The organism is Paenibacillus piscarius, assembly GCF_022234545.1.
GTDB lineage: Bacteria > Bacillota > Bacilli > Paenibacillales > Paenibacillaceae > Paenibacillus_AQ > Paenibacillus_AQ piscarius.
Map to the genome: position 1 here is coordinate 186,999 of NZ_JAIEUI010000005.1, position 16,933 is coordinate 203,931.

The 16,933-nt window shown below is 53.5% G+C and carries 15 protein-coding genes and 1 riboswitch; all 15 genes read left to right on the top strand.

Annotation, left to right across the window (positions count from 1 at the left end):
• The first annotated feature begins 163 nt into the window (after positions 1 to 163).
• The 15 genes from K1558_RS11290 to K1558_RS11360 all read left to right on the top strand — a co-directional run bounded on the left by K1558_RS11290 (position 164) and on the right by K1558_RS11360 (position 16,914).
• Positions 164 to 1,549, top strand: coding sequence for a branched-chain amino acid transporter BcaP (locus K1558_RS11290; protein ID WP_238651671.1), 1,386 nt, complete (start codon positions 164 to 166; stop codon positions 1,547 to 1,549).
• Between the two features lie 186 nt (positions 1,550 to 1,735).
• Entirely contained in the window at positions 1,736 to 2,881 is a 1,146-nt protein-coding gene (locus K1558_RS11295; RefSeq protein ID WP_238651672.1) for a WD40/YVTN/BNR-like repeat-containing protein, read from the top strand.
• 79 nt (positions 2,882 to 2,960) lie between these two features.
• Positions 2,961 to 3,875: a phosphotransferase gene (locus tag K1558_RS11300; protein ID WP_238651673.1), complete on the top strand. Its 915-nt coding sequence runs from the start codon at positions 2,961 to 2,963 to the stop codon at positions 3,873 to 3,875.
• A 241-nt stretch (positions 3,876 to 4,116) separates the two neighbouring features.
• Entirely contained in the window at positions 4,117 to 4,293 is a 177-nt protein-coding gene (locus tag K1558_RS11305) for a hypothetical protein (RefSeq protein ID WP_238651674.1), read from the top strand.
• A 169-nt stretch (positions 4,294 to 4,462) separates the two neighbouring features.
• Positions 4,463 to 4,858, top strand: a complete 396-nt coding sequence (locus tag K1558_RS11310; protein ID WP_238651675.1) for a DUF2500 domain-containing protein — start codon at positions 4,463 to 4,465, stop codon at positions 4,856 to 4,858.
• A gap of 214 nt (positions 4,859 to 5,072) precedes the next feature.
• Positions 5,073 to 5,495 carry a cell wall hydrolase gene (locus K1558_RS11315; RefSeq protein WP_238651676.1) on the top strand — a complete coding sequence of 141 codons (423 nt, stop codon included), beginning with the start codon at positions 5,073 to 5,075 and terminating at the stop codon, positions 5,493 to 5,495.
• Positions 5,496 to 5,655: 160 nt separating this feature from the next.
• Positions 5,656 to 6,057 carry a spore coat protein GerQ gene (gene gerQ, locus K1558_RS11320; RefSeq protein WP_238651832.1) on the top strand — a complete coding sequence of 134 codons (402 nt, stop codon included), beginning with the start codon at positions 5,656 to 5,658 and terminating at the stop codon, positions 6,055 to 6,057.
• Between the two features lie 328 nt (positions 6,058 to 6,385).
• Positions 6,386 to 7,702 (top strand): hemolysin family protein, encoded by a 1,317-nt coding sequence (locus tag K1558_RS11325; protein WP_238651677.1) that lies wholly within the window; start codon positions 6,386 to 6,388, stop codon positions 7,700 to 7,702.
• A 286-nt stretch (positions 7,703 to 7,988) separates the two neighbouring features.
• Positions 7,989 to 9,914 carry a sensor histidine kinase gene (locus tag K1558_RS11330; protein WP_238651678.1) on the top strand — a complete coding sequence of 642 codons (1,926 nt, stop codon included), beginning with the start codon at positions 7,989 to 7,991 and terminating at the stop codon, positions 9,912 to 9,914.
• 93 nt (positions 9,915 to 10,007) lie between these two features.
• Entirely contained in the window at positions 10,008 to 10,760 is a 753-nt protein-coding gene (locus K1558_RS11335; RefSeq protein WP_238651679.1) for a DsbA family protein, read from the top strand.
• The gene (locus tag K1558_RS11340) at positions 10,757 to 11,191 is read left to right on the top strand and encodes a disulfide oxidoreductase (RefSeq protein ID WP_238651680.1); all 435 of its coding nucleotides are present in this window, start codon (positions 10,757 to 10,759) and stop codon (positions 11,189 to 11,191) included. Before K1558_RS11335 ends, K1558_RS11340 begins: the two co-directional genes overlap by 4 nt.
• 190 nt (positions 11,192 to 11,381) lie before the next feature.
• Positions 11,382 to 11,541: riboswitch (cyclic di-AMP (ydaO/yuaA leader) on the top strand.
• Between the two features lie 128 nt (positions 11,542 to 11,669).
• Positions 11,670 to 13,487 (top strand): APC family permease, encoded by a 1,818-nt coding sequence (locus tag K1558_RS11345; protein WP_238651681.1) that lies wholly within the window; start codon positions 11,670 to 11,672, stop codon positions 13,485 to 13,487.
• A gap of 174 nt (positions 13,488 to 13,661) precedes the next feature.
• Positions 13,662 to 14,690 (top strand): ABC transporter substrate-binding protein, encoded by a 1,029-nt coding sequence (locus K1558_RS11350; protein ID WP_238651682.1) that lies wholly within the window; start codon positions 13,662 to 13,664, stop codon positions 14,688 to 14,690.
• Between the two features lie 131 nt (positions 14,691 to 14,821).
• Positions 14,822 to 15,883 carry a FecCD family ABC transporter permease gene (locus K1558_RS11355; RefSeq protein WP_238651683.1) on the top strand — a complete coding sequence of 354 codons (1,062 nt, stop codon included), beginning with the start codon at positions 14,822 to 14,824 and terminating at the stop codon, positions 15,881 to 15,883.
• Entirely contained in the window at positions 15,880 to 16,914 is a 1,035-nt protein-coding gene (locus tag K1558_RS11360) for a FecCD family ABC transporter permease (protein ID WP_238651684.1), read from the top strand. Before K1558_RS11355 ends, K1558_RS11360 begins: the two co-directional genes overlap by 4 nt.
• Positions 16,915 to 16,933: the final 19 nt, after the last annotated feature.

Below are 16,933 nucleotides of genomic sequence, written 5' to 3' on the forward strand. Positions count from 1 at the left end.
TAGGAAGGCAGAGCCATTCCACTTGCGGTCCAATCTTATCCATCATAAGCTCTAGGGATAGTGTTTTCAAGCTGTCCGCATTTAATCCATTACCCCAAAATGGACAAGCTAACTAAGGTATTTATGTTGTCTACTCAACCATTTGACAGGAGCGAACTGAAGTATGGATTTATTCCGCAAAAAACCGCTGGCCATTCCCCAGAATGCCGGAGCGGAGAAGCTTAGCAAGACTCTCGGCGCATTTGACTTAACCATGCTCGGGGTCGGGGCCATTATCGGCACCGGGATCTTTGTCATGACAGGAGTGGCCGCTGCGCAGCACGCCGGCCCCGGACTTATTCTGTCCTTCATCATTGCCGGCTTTGCCTGCGTGCTCTCTGCACTGTGTTATTCTGAATTTGCATCGACACTGCCTGTATCCGGCAGTGCATACGCCTATAGCTATGTAGCATTCGGTGAATTGCTGGCCTGGGTGCTGGGCTGGGATCTTGTGCTGGAGTACGGGGTTGCGGCAGCCGCGGTCAGCAGCGGCTGGTCCGGTTATTTCCAGGGTTTATTGGAAGGCTTCGGCATCCATTTGCCCGCGGCTTTGTCTGGAGCGTATAATGCGGAGAAGGGAACCTTTATTAACTTGCCTGCCGTCATTATTATTCTGCTGATTTCCTGGCTGCTGACACGGGGAGTCAAGGAGACCGCCCGCTTCAACACAGTGATGGTAGTGATCAAGATTTCTGTGGTGCTGCTGTTCATCTTCACGGGCATTTTCTATGTGAAGCCGGAGAACTGGACGCCTTTTCTGCCGTTTGGATTTCATGGTGTCATGAACGGTGCGGCGACAGTGTTCTTTGCTTATATTGGATTCGATGCACTCTCGACTGCCGCCGAGGAAGTGAAGCGCCCGCAGCGTGACCTGCCGATCGGAATTATCTCATCGCTTGCCATATGTACTGTGCTGTATATTGCTGTCTCCCTGGTGCTGACGGGAATTGTGCCGTATCAGAGCCTGAATGTCAGTGATCCGGTGTCGTATGCGCTGCGTTTCGTGAACCAGAATATGATTGCGGGATTAATCTCGATAGGGGCTATTGCAGGGATGACCACCGTCCTGCTGGTCTTGCTGTTCGGCCAGACCCGGCTGCTGTTTGCCATCTCGCGTGACGGTCTTCTGCCGCAGAGCTTGTCCAAGGTCAGCCCCAAGACGCATACCCCGGTGCGCAGCACATGGATGGTCGGCGGCATCATTGCTGTGCTTACCGGCTTCGTCCCGCTGGACCGGTTGGCGAACTTGACTAGTATCGGAACGCTGTTTGCCTTCCTGGTCGTATCACTTGGTGTCATTACGCTCCGCCGGACGAACACCGATCTTAGGAGAGGCTTCCGGGTTCCCTGGGTTCCACTCATTCCACTCCTCAGTGCCGCAACCTGCGGCTACCTGATGTACAACCTGGGACGGGAGACCTGGATCGGCTTCGTGATCTGGGTGGCAATCGGTCTGGTCATCTACTTCCTGTACGGGTACAAGCGCAGTAAATTGAATTTGAAGGAATAATGAATTTTAATGAATTATTGAAGAAGAGGAGAGAGCGCATTGTCATTCAAAGCTTCAGGTTCCATATTACTGCGGACGGTGTTGATGCTGCTTATGGCGCTGTTTGTTCTCTCAGCTTGTTCATCTTCCCCTCCGCCGGAGCCAACACGGCCTCCGCAGCCGACAGAGACGCCGGAGGAAGGGCAGATGATTACAGTTATCACCCCGGACAACAAGAATGTAACGAACGAGGATGCACCGAAATATCAGATTCAGACCCGTCTTACGGATTTCAGACTGCTCAATTCTTCGGCGGGACTGGCCTGGGGGGTTACCCGGAACGAGCTGCGCATGTACATGACGCTGGACAACGGGAAGACCTGGGCGAATATCTCTCCGGCCACCAATGTGCAGTTTCTGACGAATCCGGTATACGGCAAAGAGATCTTCTTCACGGATCCCGGCAACGGCTGGATTATAAGAAGCTCGTTCGGTACCACCGAGACTGTGGTGCTGCGAACCAGGGACGGCGGCCATTCCTGGCAGATCTCTGCGTTCCCCGATTCCAATGAACTGTCCGCCATCTATTTCAGCTCGCCCGCCGATGGCTGGCTGATGACCAGATGGGGTGCCAGCAGTAACAAGGAGAACAAGGCACTGTATGCAACGAAGGATGGCGGGGCCACCTGGAATCAGGTCATGCAGAACGAGCAGTATAATCCGAACCTTCCGAATACCTCCATTCCGCTTGCGGGCGTGACCACCGGGATGATCTTCAATGATGCGGACCGTGGTTTTGTAACCCTGCAGACCGGAGCCTTGCCCAAGATCTTTATGACCCGGGACGGCGGGGCAAGCTGGGTGCCCGGTCCTGAATTTCTGGTCAATGACAGCTTCGCCGGGTGTGACCGGGTAGTGACCGGGATACCGGAATTCTTCAATGAGAATGCTACCGGGGGATGGATGCCGGTCGGGTGCCAGAAGGAGAAGGAAGGCAGCATGATCTACAATGGGTATTTCACCGCTAACGGAGGGGAGAACTGGAAGTTCACCGCGTTCGGGCGTCCGGCACAATCGGGTGTGAACCGGCACTTGACCCCCGACTTCCTGAACTCCCGGGTGGGCTGGTCGCTTGAAGGCAATGTTCTGTATAAGACCGTGAATCAAGGACAGAGCTGGACAGCACTTCCTCCGAGCAGCGTACTGCAGTCTAAGCTGCTGGAGTACCCGGAGATTGTGAAGCTCCAGTTCATCACCGACGATGTCGGCTGGCTGCTGATTGCCAAGGAAGAAGAGCGCAAATCGATTCTGCTGCAGACCACCAGCGGCGGCGTAAGCTGGCGTGTCATGTAGCCATTGGAGGCTGTCTGTGTATACAGGCAGTCTCTATTTATAAATGCTAATACATAAGAAACGGGGAGGCTTACAATTCATGGGAGGAACGAATGTTTGGGATGCGGAGTGGGAGGTTAACGAAGAGCAGGCGCGGACGCTGATCGGCCGGCAATTCCCAGAGCTGTCATCGAAGCAAGTGAAGCGATTGGGCTGGGGCTGGGACAATACGGTTTTTCTTATCGGTGACGAGTACGTGTTCCGGTTTCCAAGAAGAACGTTTGCAGTTGACGCGATTCGTATGGAAGGGAGGCTGCTGCCGGAGCTGGAGGCCTACTTGACTATCCCCTATCCGAAGCCGTTGTTTTATGGCGAAGCAAGTGATGAATACCCGGCACCATTTCTTGGCTACGCCCACGTGCCGGGAGAGTTCCCAATCGGGTTGACGGAAGAACGCCGTGCTTTATCGGCAGAGACGCTGGCCACATTTTTGCGGAGATTGCATGAGTTTCCGGTGCAGTCGGCGCTGAAGTGCGGAGTTCATCAAGATCACCGGAACTTAACGGACATCGCATTGCGCAAAGTGAAGTTGGAGGGCTTTCTATCGAAGATGGCTGAACACTTATCGCCGGAGGAGTCCGGTATGATCGAAGCGTATATTAGCAGTCTGCAAAAGGACCGGGTCGAGGCGGTGAATGCACTGCTGCATGGCGATCTTCATTTCAAAAATATGCTTGTGAATGAGAACGGGATCGTTTCCGGCATCATTGATTGGGGCGATCTGAGCGTAGGCCATCCGGCTTGCGATTTGAGCGTTGCCTATAGCTTTTTACCACCTTACGCCCGCAGCGTATTTTTCGAAACATACGGAGGAGCGGACGAAGAAACGAAGCTGCTGGCCCGGCTGATCGCGGTATACATCCCCATGCTGATCTTAATGCAAGCGGCCGGTGAGGGGAATGAAGCGATTGCGGCAGAGGCGAAATCCAACATCATGCGGGCACTGTCGGACTAGGCTCATTATTTCGTTGCGGCTATGGCTACCGGCACTAACGGGACACGTAATAAACCGCCTTTTTAACGAAGGCGGTTTTCATGTTTCTTATGGTCAAATAATAAAGAAAAATCTTATTTAAAATTTTCTTTAAAAATGTGAAAAAAATCACATGACAAACTTTGAATCCTGTGATATATTTAACACATAGAAAACAAGTTCATTTTTTCACAAACTTTCATCCCGAATAGGAGAGATTACAATGACAACTTTTGAAACGGATTATATGACAAGAAACCTGCTGCAATTGTGCTATAACTGCGAGGACGCCCACCTGTGCCAGACCGAAGAACAATGCAGAGCCTGCTGGGCAGACAATGGAATGATGCCGGAAGAAGCCAATGAAACCAAGCAATTGTTAGACCTTGTACATGCGTAACCTATACGCCGCGCAGGCAGCACTGAAGACCACTTAGGACTCCGTTCATTCCGGAATCTGAGTGGTCTTTTTAGTATGTAGACTGTCTTGCAATTAAGAGGCATATATATTAGTGACACCTGCCTAAGGGCAGGGAAGCCATTACTTGGGAAAAAGGGGGAAGAGACCTATGGGAAGTGATCCATCCTGGATGTTTGATTTTACAGGAACGGTGCTGCCGGTCTTTCTTGTCGTGGTCCTGGGGATCATCGCCGTGTCGGCTGGCAAGGGACTGCTGCAGTGGAGCCGCAACAACAGTGCCCCCCTGCAGTCCATCCCCGCCCGGATCGTAAGCAAGCGGACCGAAGTGCGCCAGCAGCAGTCACAGGAAGACAATCTCTCCAGCCGGACCAGCACAACCTATTATCTGACGTATGAGGCAGAGGATGGGGTGCGGAGGGAGTTCAAGGTGGACGGCCAGGAATATGGCCTCAGTGCAGAGGGTGACCGGGGGCTGCTGACCTACCAGGGGACACGGTACCGCGGCTTTCAGCGGCGTCCGCATCATTATTCCACGGCAGAGTAATCATGGCATCAAGCATCCTGATTAAGTTACAAATACCTCTGCTCCGTTAGGAGCGGGGGTATTTGGTTTGAAGCAGCATGGATAAATTTGGGCGGGGACAGTCACCACTTGGGCGGATGCACATACAATACAGCGTGCAGGAAACAGGGCGCAGGCTTGCGAAACGGGCTAGGTTCCAGGACTGCCAATGAAATGAACGTAAGGAGGAGAACGCGTGGCCGTTATCAAAGCAAACTCGGAGGATGTAAGAGTGCTTGCCCGGCTGATGCGGGCAGAGGCTGAAGAGGATGGGGATCTGGGGATGCTCATGGTCGGAAATGTCGGTGTGAACCGGATCCTGGGCAACTGCCTGGATTTCAACAACATCCGCAGTGTGAATGACATGGTGTACCAGAGTCCTGGAGGATTCGAAGCGCCGCAGAAGAGCTACTTCTACCAGCGGGCCCGGGAAGCCGATATCCGGCTGGCCAAACGTGCGATCAACGGGGAACGGACCTGGCCGGCCTCGAATGCGCTGTGGTTCTTCCGTCCGGTAGGGGACTGCCCGGCGACCTGGTACAATCAGCAGAACACCGGCCGCTTCAAGGCGCATTGCTTCTTCACCCCGACGCAGGGAGATTGTCCGGCAGTATATTAGAAGAACGACCTTTACTTACTATTAGGAGGGAATTTGAATCATGATCACTCAACCGTACCGCCCCGCAGCATATATGATGGGCAGTAACCCTGCTGACAGCATGAACAGCATGAACAACATGAATAACATGAACATGAACAACATGGGACATATCGGAAATATGGGTAAAATGGGTATGATGCCAGGCATGGGCACCATGGGCTCCATGAGCGCCATGCCGCCGCAGGTATCCAGCGGCAGCCCGATGATGCCCGGCGGAACCGTAGTCTCTACAGCCGCTCCGGTATATGAACAGTCGTACGTGGAGAACATCTTCCGCCTTAATCTCGGCAAGGTGGGTACCTTCTATTTCACCTACGAGAACAATAAGGATTGGAATGCCAAAGTCTATACAGGCGTGCTGGAAGCGGCCGGCCGGGACCATCTCATTATCAGCGACCGCGCTACCGGACAGCGGATTGTACTGCTAATGGTGAACTTCGACTACGCGACCTTTGATGAGCCGCTGGTGTATCAGTATCCGGGAGTTATCGGAAATCCGGTAGGCGGACGCAAAGGCTAAACGCCTCAGATCCCGTATTTTCCGCCGTTTATCCATAGAATAGCCCAAAAACGGCTGTACCCCTTGGTTTAAGGCGGTCAGCCGTTTCTTTTGCCTGCGTACTTACATATGCTGTATTTTTCGAGGGGACACGCATGGTTGCTGTTTCACCTAATATATTTATATAATGAAAGTATTATTTATAATTCGTGATTCAGTCAGGAGCTGAGGAACTTGGGAAATTGATCCGGAAAGGAATAGCTGGCGGTAAGATCCAGTCTAACATTTTGTGTAAACGAAGGAGGTGGGCCTATCCGGCCGTAAAGACTACGGCGGATAGGAGTATAATTTGAGCGACCCTTTACCCGGTATATTACATGTAGGACTTATTATTTTGCTTGTGCTGCTTAACGGTTTCTTTGTATCGGTTGAGTATGCGATGGTGAAGGTGCGCAGCGGGCGCATTGATTCCCTGATCGAGGAAGGCAGTAAGAGAGCGCCGGCGGCAAGGTATATTGTGAATAATCTGGACGGCTTCCTGTCGGCGTGCCAGCTGGGAATTACTCTGGCCTCTCTGGCGCTGGGCTGGCTGGGAGAACCGGCAGTAGCCACGATTGTGGGGCCGCTGATTACCAGCCTGGGCTTTGGCGAGACATCAGTATTCGTCATCTCCCTGATTATTGCCTTCATGTTCATCACCGTTCTGCATATTGTGCTTGGTGAGCTGGCACCGAAGACCATTGCCGTGAACAAGGCGGAGGCGGTGCTTCTGCTGACGGCCGGGCCGATGAATGTGTTCTACCGCATCATGTATCCCTTCATATGGGTAGTTAACGGATTAGCGCTAGGCCTGCTGCGGATCTTCCGTCTGACGCCGGCTTCAGAGCTGGCCACGGCCCACACCGAGGAAGAGATCCGCATTCTGATGCAGGAGAGCAACAAGAGCGGTCTGATCGACAACACGGAGATGGCGCTGGTCGACAATATCTTTGAATTTGCCGATACGATGGCCAGGGAGATTATGATTCCGCGTACCGAAATGATCTGTCTGAACACGCATCTGTCGACGGAGGAGAATCTGGAGATTGCCTTCGGCGGCATGAGAACCCGGTATCCGGTCTGTGACGGCGACAAGGACCATATTCTCGGCTTCATCCACATCAAGGATATGATCCGTGACCAGGCCCCGAAGTATAACGAACTGATCCGTCCCATCCTGACTGTACCGGAATCGATCCAGATCAGCAGCCTGCTGAAGGTAATGCAGCGCGCCAAGACCCAGATTGCCATTCTTATTGATGAATACGGCGGTACCTCAGGAATGGTCACGCTGGAGGACATCATGGAAGAGATTGTCGGCGAGATTCAGGATGAATTCGACGAAGAGCGCCCCGGCATCGAGCAGCTGGGGGAGGATGAGTACTCTGTAGACGGCCTGATGCTGATTGAGGAAATCAACGACAAGCTGGGCATTCATATGGAGACCGATGATTACGATACGATTGGCGGCTGGCTGTATTCCAAGCTGGAGGTCAATCCTCCGCAGAAGGGCCAGACGGTGGAGTTCGACAATCATTTATTTGTGGTAGAGGAGACAGACAATAAGCGGATTTCGCGGATTAAACTGCTGAAGGTGCAGTTTCTGACGGAGGAAGCCGGAGCATAACCTGCATATCCTGTAAGCATGGCGCTATAATGGCGCTGTGCTTTTTTGTCATGCGGAGCGAAACGTTCCGCCCCGATTTCCTTAATAGATAAGCGTAATTTATATGTTTTGGGCTCCCCGCAAAGTACCTGAGTCACCACCTACGCTAAAGCCCCACTTTGCGGGGGGGTGTTTTACATAATCTTCCTGCCCAAAAGCAGCTTTCAGCGATTCGGCGGGATAAGCGGCGGGTAAGGATGTGTAAATGAGTACCTTACATCAAACTACGGGAAAGGGGCGGGAGCGCTTGGAGCATACACTGAATACGTACAATGATCTGCTTGTCCTTTTTTCTGTGGTCATTGCTTTCTTGACCTGCTTCACCGCTCTGGACCTGACTGAACGGATGCTCCGCGGCCGGCGGGGGTCCCGTTATATTCTATTGATATCCGCAGTGCTTGGCACAGGCCTGTGGAGTATGCATTTCCTGGGAATGCGTGCAATGCATATGGGCGTTCCAGTGTCCTATGATCTGCTGCTGCTGGCGTTCTCCCTGGTCATTCCTGTGGCTGCCTCTTATATGCTGCTGGTAATGCTGAATAATCCCCGGACCCGCAGCCGGACTTATCTCGGGCTCGGAGGGCTGTTGTTCAGCAGCGGCATTCTAATCATGCATTTCAGCGGGATCTGGTCCATGCGGATGGCTGCCAGCTATGAGCAGGGTACATTCTCCATCATTCTGTCTGTCCTGTTCGCCCTGCTGATTCCGGTTGTCACTGCTTCTTACGACAGTAAGTGGCTGGAGAGTCCGTACAATATGTTCAGTGTCAAAAAGCTGCTGCTCGTCATGACGCTCACCGGCTCATTCGCAGGGATTCATTATGCAGCGATGGCCGGACTGGTCTTCAAGGCCGATGAATCACTTCTGTACAGGGGGCAAGCTCCGCAGCTGAATGACTCGGTACTTGGGATGATCCTGGGCGGATCATTCCTGTTCATCGTATCGGTGGTCCTCGGACTTCTATATAGAGACCGCCAGCGGATTCTTCAGTCGGCTGCCTTTCACGAGCAGCGGTATACCGCATTGTTCGAGTATAGCCCCGACATGGTCATGTGCATCGATCCGGCCCGCAAAAAAATTATCAGTGCCAATCCTTCCTTGCGCAGCATGACAGGGTATGGGAAGGAGGAGCTGGGGGACTATAAGCGTGTCTTGTACAGTGACAGAGATGAGAGTGCAGTCCGAGAGGCAGTACTCCGTGCTTCGCGGGGCCAGTCGTCCAAGCTGGAGCTGAGGATCCGTACGAAGGGCGATGAACAAATGGTCTGCAGCGTCACCGTCTTCCCCTTGCACCATCATGAGGAGCAGCTGGTCTACATCGTTGCCGAGGACGTTACCGCCCTGATGAAGTATCAGCAGGAGCTGATCCAGGCCCGGGATGCCGCAGAGAGCGCGGTTACGATGAAAAGCGAGTTCCTGGCCACCATGAGCCACGAAATCCGTACTCCGCTGAACGGGATTATCGGCATCAACCAGCTGTTGGCTGAGGAACTGACTGATCCTGAGCAGCAGGAGCTGCTGCAGCTGCAGAGCACTAGCAGCCATGCGCTGCTGCATGTAATGAGTGACATCCTGGATATCTCCCGTCTGGAGGCAGAAGGGATGAGTCTGGCGAAGGAGCCTTTTCAGCTGAAGAGCCTGCTGCAGGAGTGTGTCGACCTGTTCGTGGTGAGCACCAAAGACAAGCCGTTATCCCTTGAGCTGGAGATCGAGGAGGGCCTGCCTGATCATTATGCCGGCGACAAAGCGAGAATCCGTCAGATTCTGATTAATCTGGTCGGCAATGCCGTAAAGTTCACCCCTTCGGGGACAGTTACGGTTAAGGCCGGGTCCTATGGTGTCCGAGGCAGTGCCCAGGCGCTCCAGTTCACGGTGCGGGATACCGGGATCGGCATTGCGCCGGATAAGCTGAAGCTGCTCTTCCAATCCTTCACCCAGGTGGACGGTTCGCACAAACGCAAATACCAGGGCACAGGGCTGGGCCTGGCGATCTGCAAGAAGCTGGTGGATCTGATGCAGGGAGAGATCTGGGCAGAGCCGGCAGAAGGCGGCGGTACGCAGTTCATTGTCCGGATTGTGCTGCAATCGCTGGAGCACTCCCCGGAGGTATTCTTCGGAAGCACCAGGGGGGATGACGGAACCTCTGCGCCGGGGGCTACAGAAGCCGGATAATCGGGTTTGCCAACAGGAGAGCTTTAATTATATACTATTAAAAAGTAACTAAATATTAATCATGACAGTCCTGAGGACGGAAAGGAACTCTCTTTGAGCAAACCGAAAAAAAATAATGCCACGATTCCCCAAATGAGCAAACAGGAGAAGCGCAGGGCCGAGCTGGAGCAGCAGAAGCATAAAACAAGAATAGTGATCGTGAGCACGATTGCCATCGTCGTCATCATCTTTGTCGGACTATACCTGCTGGCTTCCAAGGACGCTAAATCGGATTCCAATGCTGCCCCGGTCTCGTTTAACTACAGCGAAATGATGCGGCTTGGCAAGGAGGACGCTCCGGTGAAGATAGTCGAGTTCGGCGATTACAAATGTCCGGCCTGTGCCCAGTTTACAGGGGTGATTAAGCCGCAGATCGTGCAGCAGTATGTGGACCAGAATCAGGCCTCCTTTTACTTCGTGAATCTCGCCTTCATTGGACCGGACTCCAGAACAGCTTCACTCGCTGCATTGTCGGTCTATCACCAGAACCAGGAAGCCTTCTGGAAATACTTCGATGCCATCTATGCCAACCAGGGCGCCGAGGATAAGGAATGGGCGACCCCTGACTTCCTGGTAAGCCTTGCCAAGCAGCTGGAGCTGCCGGTAGACTACGATTTGCTCCGCAAGGATATTGACGAACGCACCTATGAGAAGGAGCTGGACCGGGATATTCAGGTAGGGACCGATGCCGGGGTAACGAATACGCCTTCTTTGTACGTGAATGGAGTCAAGGTGAAGGAGCCGTTCAACATGGAAATGATTGATGCACAGATTCAGGAAGCAGCGGGAGCTGCAGCGACCCCATGAGTGGCTTCGCCGCCTTTTGCCGCCGGAATTGTCTCTATCTTGCCTGGTTTGTGTGTATAGTGGCTGTAGCCGGAAGCCTGTATCTCAGTGAGGTGCTGCATTATGAGCCGTGCAAGCTCTGCTGGTTCCAGCGGATCTTCATGTACCCGCAGCTGTTCCTGCTGGGCATTGCGACCTACCGGGCGGACAAGCGGATCATACCGTATGTGCTTCCTCTCAGTCTGATCGGCGGCAGTATCTCGATCTACCATTATGCCGAGCAGAAGATTCCTGCCCTCAGCAAGGTGATTCCCTGCACCATCGGCGTTCCGTGTAACCAGGATTATCTTAATTGGTTCGGGTTCATCACGATTCCTCTGCTGGCGCTGATCGCATTTGCACTAATGGCCATACTTCTGTGGACAGGCCGCAAAGAGGAGCCTGCAGAATAAGAATTTTATCGCAAAAAATAGTTGCAAAAACCCTGTAAACACACGTCTTGCAGGGATAATGAAAGAGAATGAAAGATCAAGACTTACCGGATCATTGATTTGGTGGTTTTGGATGCTTTTCATTCTTTTTTCATTTGTTTCAACGCTTTACGGAAGGGGCATTGTAGCTTAATATTAGTCCTTGTGAGAAGTTGAATATGCGCTGAATTTTCCGGAAGGAAGAACGGGGGAACCACACTTTGGCGAGAGGCCAAAAGGGGTGAATCGGGGAAGGTCTTGTGACCTGTAACCGTAGGGCTGCCACAGCCCGAATCCGCCAGCTAACCTCGTAAGCAACAGTGGGATAATGACCATGCACCCGTAGGCATGCGGATCATTTCCGTATGCTTATTTTGGTGCCTGCATTTATGAAATCCACTTATGAAAACAGCGCACGGAACCCCGATTCAACTTAACCAAGAGAGGAACTGTTACTACAATGGTAAGCAAGGTAAAACGACTATTGATCGGGCGTCCGATGAAGTCGAACGAACTCGATCATGAAAAGTTATCCAAGGTGAAAGCACTGGCTGTCCTGTCTTCTGATGCGCTCTCGTCGGTAGCCTACGGAACAGAACAAATCTTAATTGTACTGGTCGCCGCCGGATTCACCGCGATCTGGTACTCCCTGCCAATTGCATTAGCCGTATTGGGCCTGCTGGCTATTCTGATTCTGTCTTACCGGCAGACCATCTTCGCTTATTCCCAGGGCGGGGGAGCGTACATTGTCGCCAAAAGCAATCTTGGGGTTCATACCGGCCTCCTGGCCGGCGGCTCGCTGCTGGTCGATTACATTCTGACGGTGGCGGTAAGTGCCTCAGCGGGCACGGATGCGATTACCTCGGCTTTTCCAAGCCTTCATGGTCATAGTGTACTTATAGCGGTATCTGTCATTCTGCTCTTAACGATCATCAATCTGCGCGGGGTTACGGAATCGGCATCCTTCATCGCCATCCCGGTCTACCTGTTCGTAGCATCAATCTTCGTGCTGATTCTCTCGGGTGTCTTCAAATACATGGCCGGCGGCGCTCATGCCAATGTTCCTGAGATCGGCTCGGCCGTGTCGAACGTGAGTATGTTCCTGCTGCTGAAGGCATTCAGCTCCGGCTGTTCGGCGCTCACCGGGGTGGAGGCGGTCTCCAATGCGATTCCTAACTTCAAGGCCCCGGCAGAGAAAAACGCAGCAAAAACGCTGATGCTGATGGGCCTGATCCTCGGGATCATGTTCACAGGTATTACGCTGCTGGCTTACTGGTACGGAATTGTACCGGATGAGAAGGCAACGGTAGTATCGCAGATTGCTGAGTCCACGTTCGGGCGCGGCGGGTTATATTTCTTCATTCAGGGGATTACAGCGGTCATCCTGTTCCTGGCGGCCAATACGGCGTATTCGGCCTTCCCGCTGCTGGCGTTCATGTTCGCCAAGGATAAATATCTGCCCCATGCGTTCATGGTGCGCGGCGACCGGCTGGGCTTCTCGAATGGTATCATTTTCCTCGGCGTCATGTCTGCAGTACTGGTAGCTGCCTTTCACGGGAATACAGAAGGCCTGATTCCGTTATATGCAGTCGGAGTATTCATTCCGTTCACCCTGTCACAGCTGGGGATGATGGTCCAGTGGTACCGGACAAAACCGCAAGGCTGGCAGAGCAAGTTCGCCGTCAATACGGTCGGGATGCTCACTACGTTAACGATTACGCTGATCTTCGTCATCACCAAGTTCTCCAGCGTGTGGATGGCCTTCATCTTCCTGCCGGTTGTCATCATCGTGTTCCACCGGATTCATAGCCACTATATGAACATTGCCGACCAGCTGCGGATCTGTCCGGCTACTGATAAGCCCTGCATTAAGGGAAGTACCGTAGTCGTGCCGGTAGCCGGTGTTACCCGGGCCGTGCTGCATTCGATCAGCTACGCGAAGTCGCTCACGGATAATGTGGTCGCTGTATATGTAGGCTTCGATGAGGAGGAGATTCATAAGATGGAGCAGAAGTGGGAGGAGTGGAACCCCGGCGTGCGCCTGATCGTTCTGCGCTCACGGTACCGCAGCATTATCCGCCCGCTGGTGAAGTTCATCGATACTGTAGAGTGGAAGACCGCTGCCACCGACCATATTACCGTACTCATTCCGCAATTCGTAACGAAGCACTGGTGGCAGGCGGTGCTGCATAATCAGACCAGCTTGTTCATCCGCTCATATCTCATGAATCAGAAGGACATTGTCATCGCGACCGTACCCTATCATCTGCACAAATAATATAGAAGCTTACAGGAAAACGGCTGTTTCTGCTTGATGCGGAGGCGGCCGTTTTGACGTTGTTATACGTTATTGTTTGACAAGGAGAATGAGAATCAATATCATCAGTATAGACAAGGTGAAGGTAACAGGACTTTGGCCAATCATGAGGGTAACATACAGGAGGGGTATTTAATGTTTTCGTTCAACCTGCAAGGATCAAGAAGTGTGAAGCTGGCGGTGGCCGGACTGATGACCACATCACTGCTGCTGTCCGCTTGCGGAAATAATAGTAGCAACGAAGGCAGTAACGGTGCAGCAGCCACCAACCCTGCGGCAACAGCGGAAGCCACTGCGGAGGCTTCTGCAGCAACTGCCGCACCTGCTGTAGAGAAGACGGTAACGGATGCCATGGGGCATGAGGTGACTGTTCCCGCTAATCCGCAGCGTGTCATTGCTTCTTATCTGGAGGATTATCTGGTAGCGCTCGGCGTGACTCCGGTTGCCCAGTGGTCTACGAAGAACGGTACTCAGAAATACCTCGCTGCTGAGCTTAAGGATGTTCCGCCGATCAGCTATGATCTGCCGCTTGAAGCCGTCACCAGCTTCACGCCGGACTTCCATATCGTCCAGTCGGAAGGCTCGGTTCAGAATGGTCTCTATGACCAGCTGAACAAAATCGCGCCAACCTATGTCCTCGGCGACAAAGTCAGCAGTGACTGGAGAGCATCCTTGCTCAAGATCGGTGAACTGCTGAATAAGACCCCGGAAGCTAAGAAGGCCATCGAAGATTATGATCAGAAAGCGGCTTCGGCCAAAGCTGCTGTCTCTGCGGCAATCGGTGATGATTCAGTAGCTGTTCTGTGGCTGGTGTCCAAGAATTTCTTCATTGTAGACGAGACCCGCAGCAGCGGTGCGGTATTGTATGGCGATCTTGGCGTGAAGCTCCCGAATCTCGTGACCGATATCCCTGCGGAGTCGAGGGCACCGTGGAATCCGATTTCACTGGAGAAATTGTCCGAGCTGACTGCAGAGCATATCATTCTGGTGAACAGTGACAAGGCAGACGGAGCAGAGATTACAGAGGGCGCGGTCTGGAAGGGAATTCCGGCCGTCAAGGCAGGGAATGTTCATGAATTCAGCAAAGATTCCAGCTGGCTGTACAGCGGCCCGATAGCCAATTCCAAGACCATCGATGACATTCTGAGCAGTTTTGTGAAATAAGTTCTTTAACGGCCCAAAACTGTGCAGGCTTTTATATCCTCAGGATATAGAAGTCTGCTTCTTTTTTAAGTTGAACAATATTCATATCTTTGCGATAATGAGAATCATAATCATCTATAAGGAGACGGCTAATGGCTTCATCTACAGATTCTGCTCTGAAAGCTCCTTCTGATGAGGGACACACTCTTGTCCGGTCGCGGCCGGTTGCCGCAGCTGTGATTCTTGTGCTGGGAATAGCCGCAATCCTCTTCGGCCTGATGGTATCGGTATCGGTTGGCGCAGCGGATATCCGGCTGGCTACCGTATGGGAGGCAGTCTTCCGGTTCAATCCGGAGCTGCCGCAGCATCAGGTGATCCGGGAGCTGCGGATTCCGCGGGCCGCTGCGGGCGCACTGGTCGGCGCTTGCTTTGCCGTTGCCGGGGCGATAATGCAGGGGATGACCCGCAATCCGCTGGCGGATTCCGGGCTGCTCGGGCTTAATGCCGGAGCGGGCGTCGGCCTGGCACTTGCCTTTGCCTTCGCGCCTTCGTTATCCTTCACGTACATCATGATGTATTGCTTCATTGGAGCGGCTGTGGCCTCGCTGCTGGTGTTCGGGATCGGATCACTCTCCCATAGCGGATTAACCCCGCTGCGGCTTACGCTGGCCGGAGCAGCGGTCAGCGCCTTGCTGCTGGCGGTCAGCCAGGGCATCGCCATTCTGTTCAGCCTCTCCCGGGATATCGCCTTCTGGATGGCCGGCGGGATCGGCGGAGCGAACTGGAAGCAGCTGCAGATTATGTTTCCTTGGGTCGCGGCAGCCCTGACCGGTTCTCTGCTGCTCTCGCGTTCGATTACGCTGCTGAGCCTTGGCCGGGACGTTGCCGCAGGCCTCGGCCAGCGCACCCGTCTGGTACAGGCCGCAGGGATGGTTATCGTGGTCATCCTCGCCGGAGCAGCGGTGTCCACGGTGGGTCCGATCGCTTTTGTCGGATTAATGGTTCCGCATATCACGCGTTATCTGGTTGGGGTGGACTACCGCTGGATTATTCCCTGCTCTGCGGTTCTGGGAAGTATTCTGGTCCTGGTGGCCGATATTGGTGCCAGAATGATTAATGCGCCTTACGAGACACCGATCGGTGCCTTGATTGCCGTATTCGGCGTACCGTTCTTCATCTATCTGGCCAGCAAACGCAAGGGGGAGCTGCAATGAACAGGACTTTGTCATTCCCCCCGGCCAAACATCGCCGTTCCAGAGATATCAGTATTCTGACTCTGCTTGCTGCGCTTATCTTCATTCTGTTCCTGGTCAGCATGAATACCGGATTTATGCGGTTATCGCCGCTCGAAGTTCTACATACCCTGTCCGGCAGCGGCACCAGGCAGCAGGAGCTGATTCTGTTTGATTTCCGGCTGCCGCGGATCGTGATATCACTGCTGATCGGTGCGGGCTTCGCGGTATCCGGGTCTATTCTGCAAGGCTTGTCGCGTAATGCTCTCGCCGAGCCGTCCACTCTGGGGATCAATGCCGGAGCCGGATTCGCCGTATTAATCTTCATCTCCTTCGTGCCGGCCACTGCAGCAGCTCCGATCTTCGTGCTTCCGCTGCTGGCGCTGGCAGGGGCCTCACTCACCGCAACGCTGATCTATTTCCTGGCTTACAGGAGTGAGGACGGGCTCTCGCCGACCCGGATGATTCTGATCGGGATTGCCGTAGGTGCCGGGATCTATGCGGTTCAGCTCATTTTGTCGTTAAGACTGGACCCGCAGAATTATCAGTTCGTAGCCATCTGGCTGGCCGGCAAAATCTGGGGCGGAGACTGGCGGTTCGTGCTGGCCCTGCTGCCCTGGATATTGATCCTGCTGCCGTTCGCTTTCTATAAGGCACGGGTGCTCAACGTACTGAACCTGGGCGATGAAATCTCCAAGGGATTGGGCCTGCCGCTTGAGCGGGAACGGCGGTGGCTGCTGGCGGCGGCGGTTGCACTTGCGGGAGCCTGTGTATCAGTCAGCGGAAGCATTGGCTTCGTCGGACTGATCGCACCGCATCTGGCCCGCAGGCTGGTGGGCCCGCGCCATCAGATCATGCTTCCTGCGGCTGCGCTGATTGGAGCGCTGCTGTTGCTTACGGCAGATACTGTCGGGCGATGGATATTGCAGCCGGCAGAGGTGCCTACAGGGATCGTGGTAGCGATTATCGGAGCCCCGTACTTTCTATATCTTTTGGCCAAATCGAAGGCTTGAAACAGGTATTAATAAACTA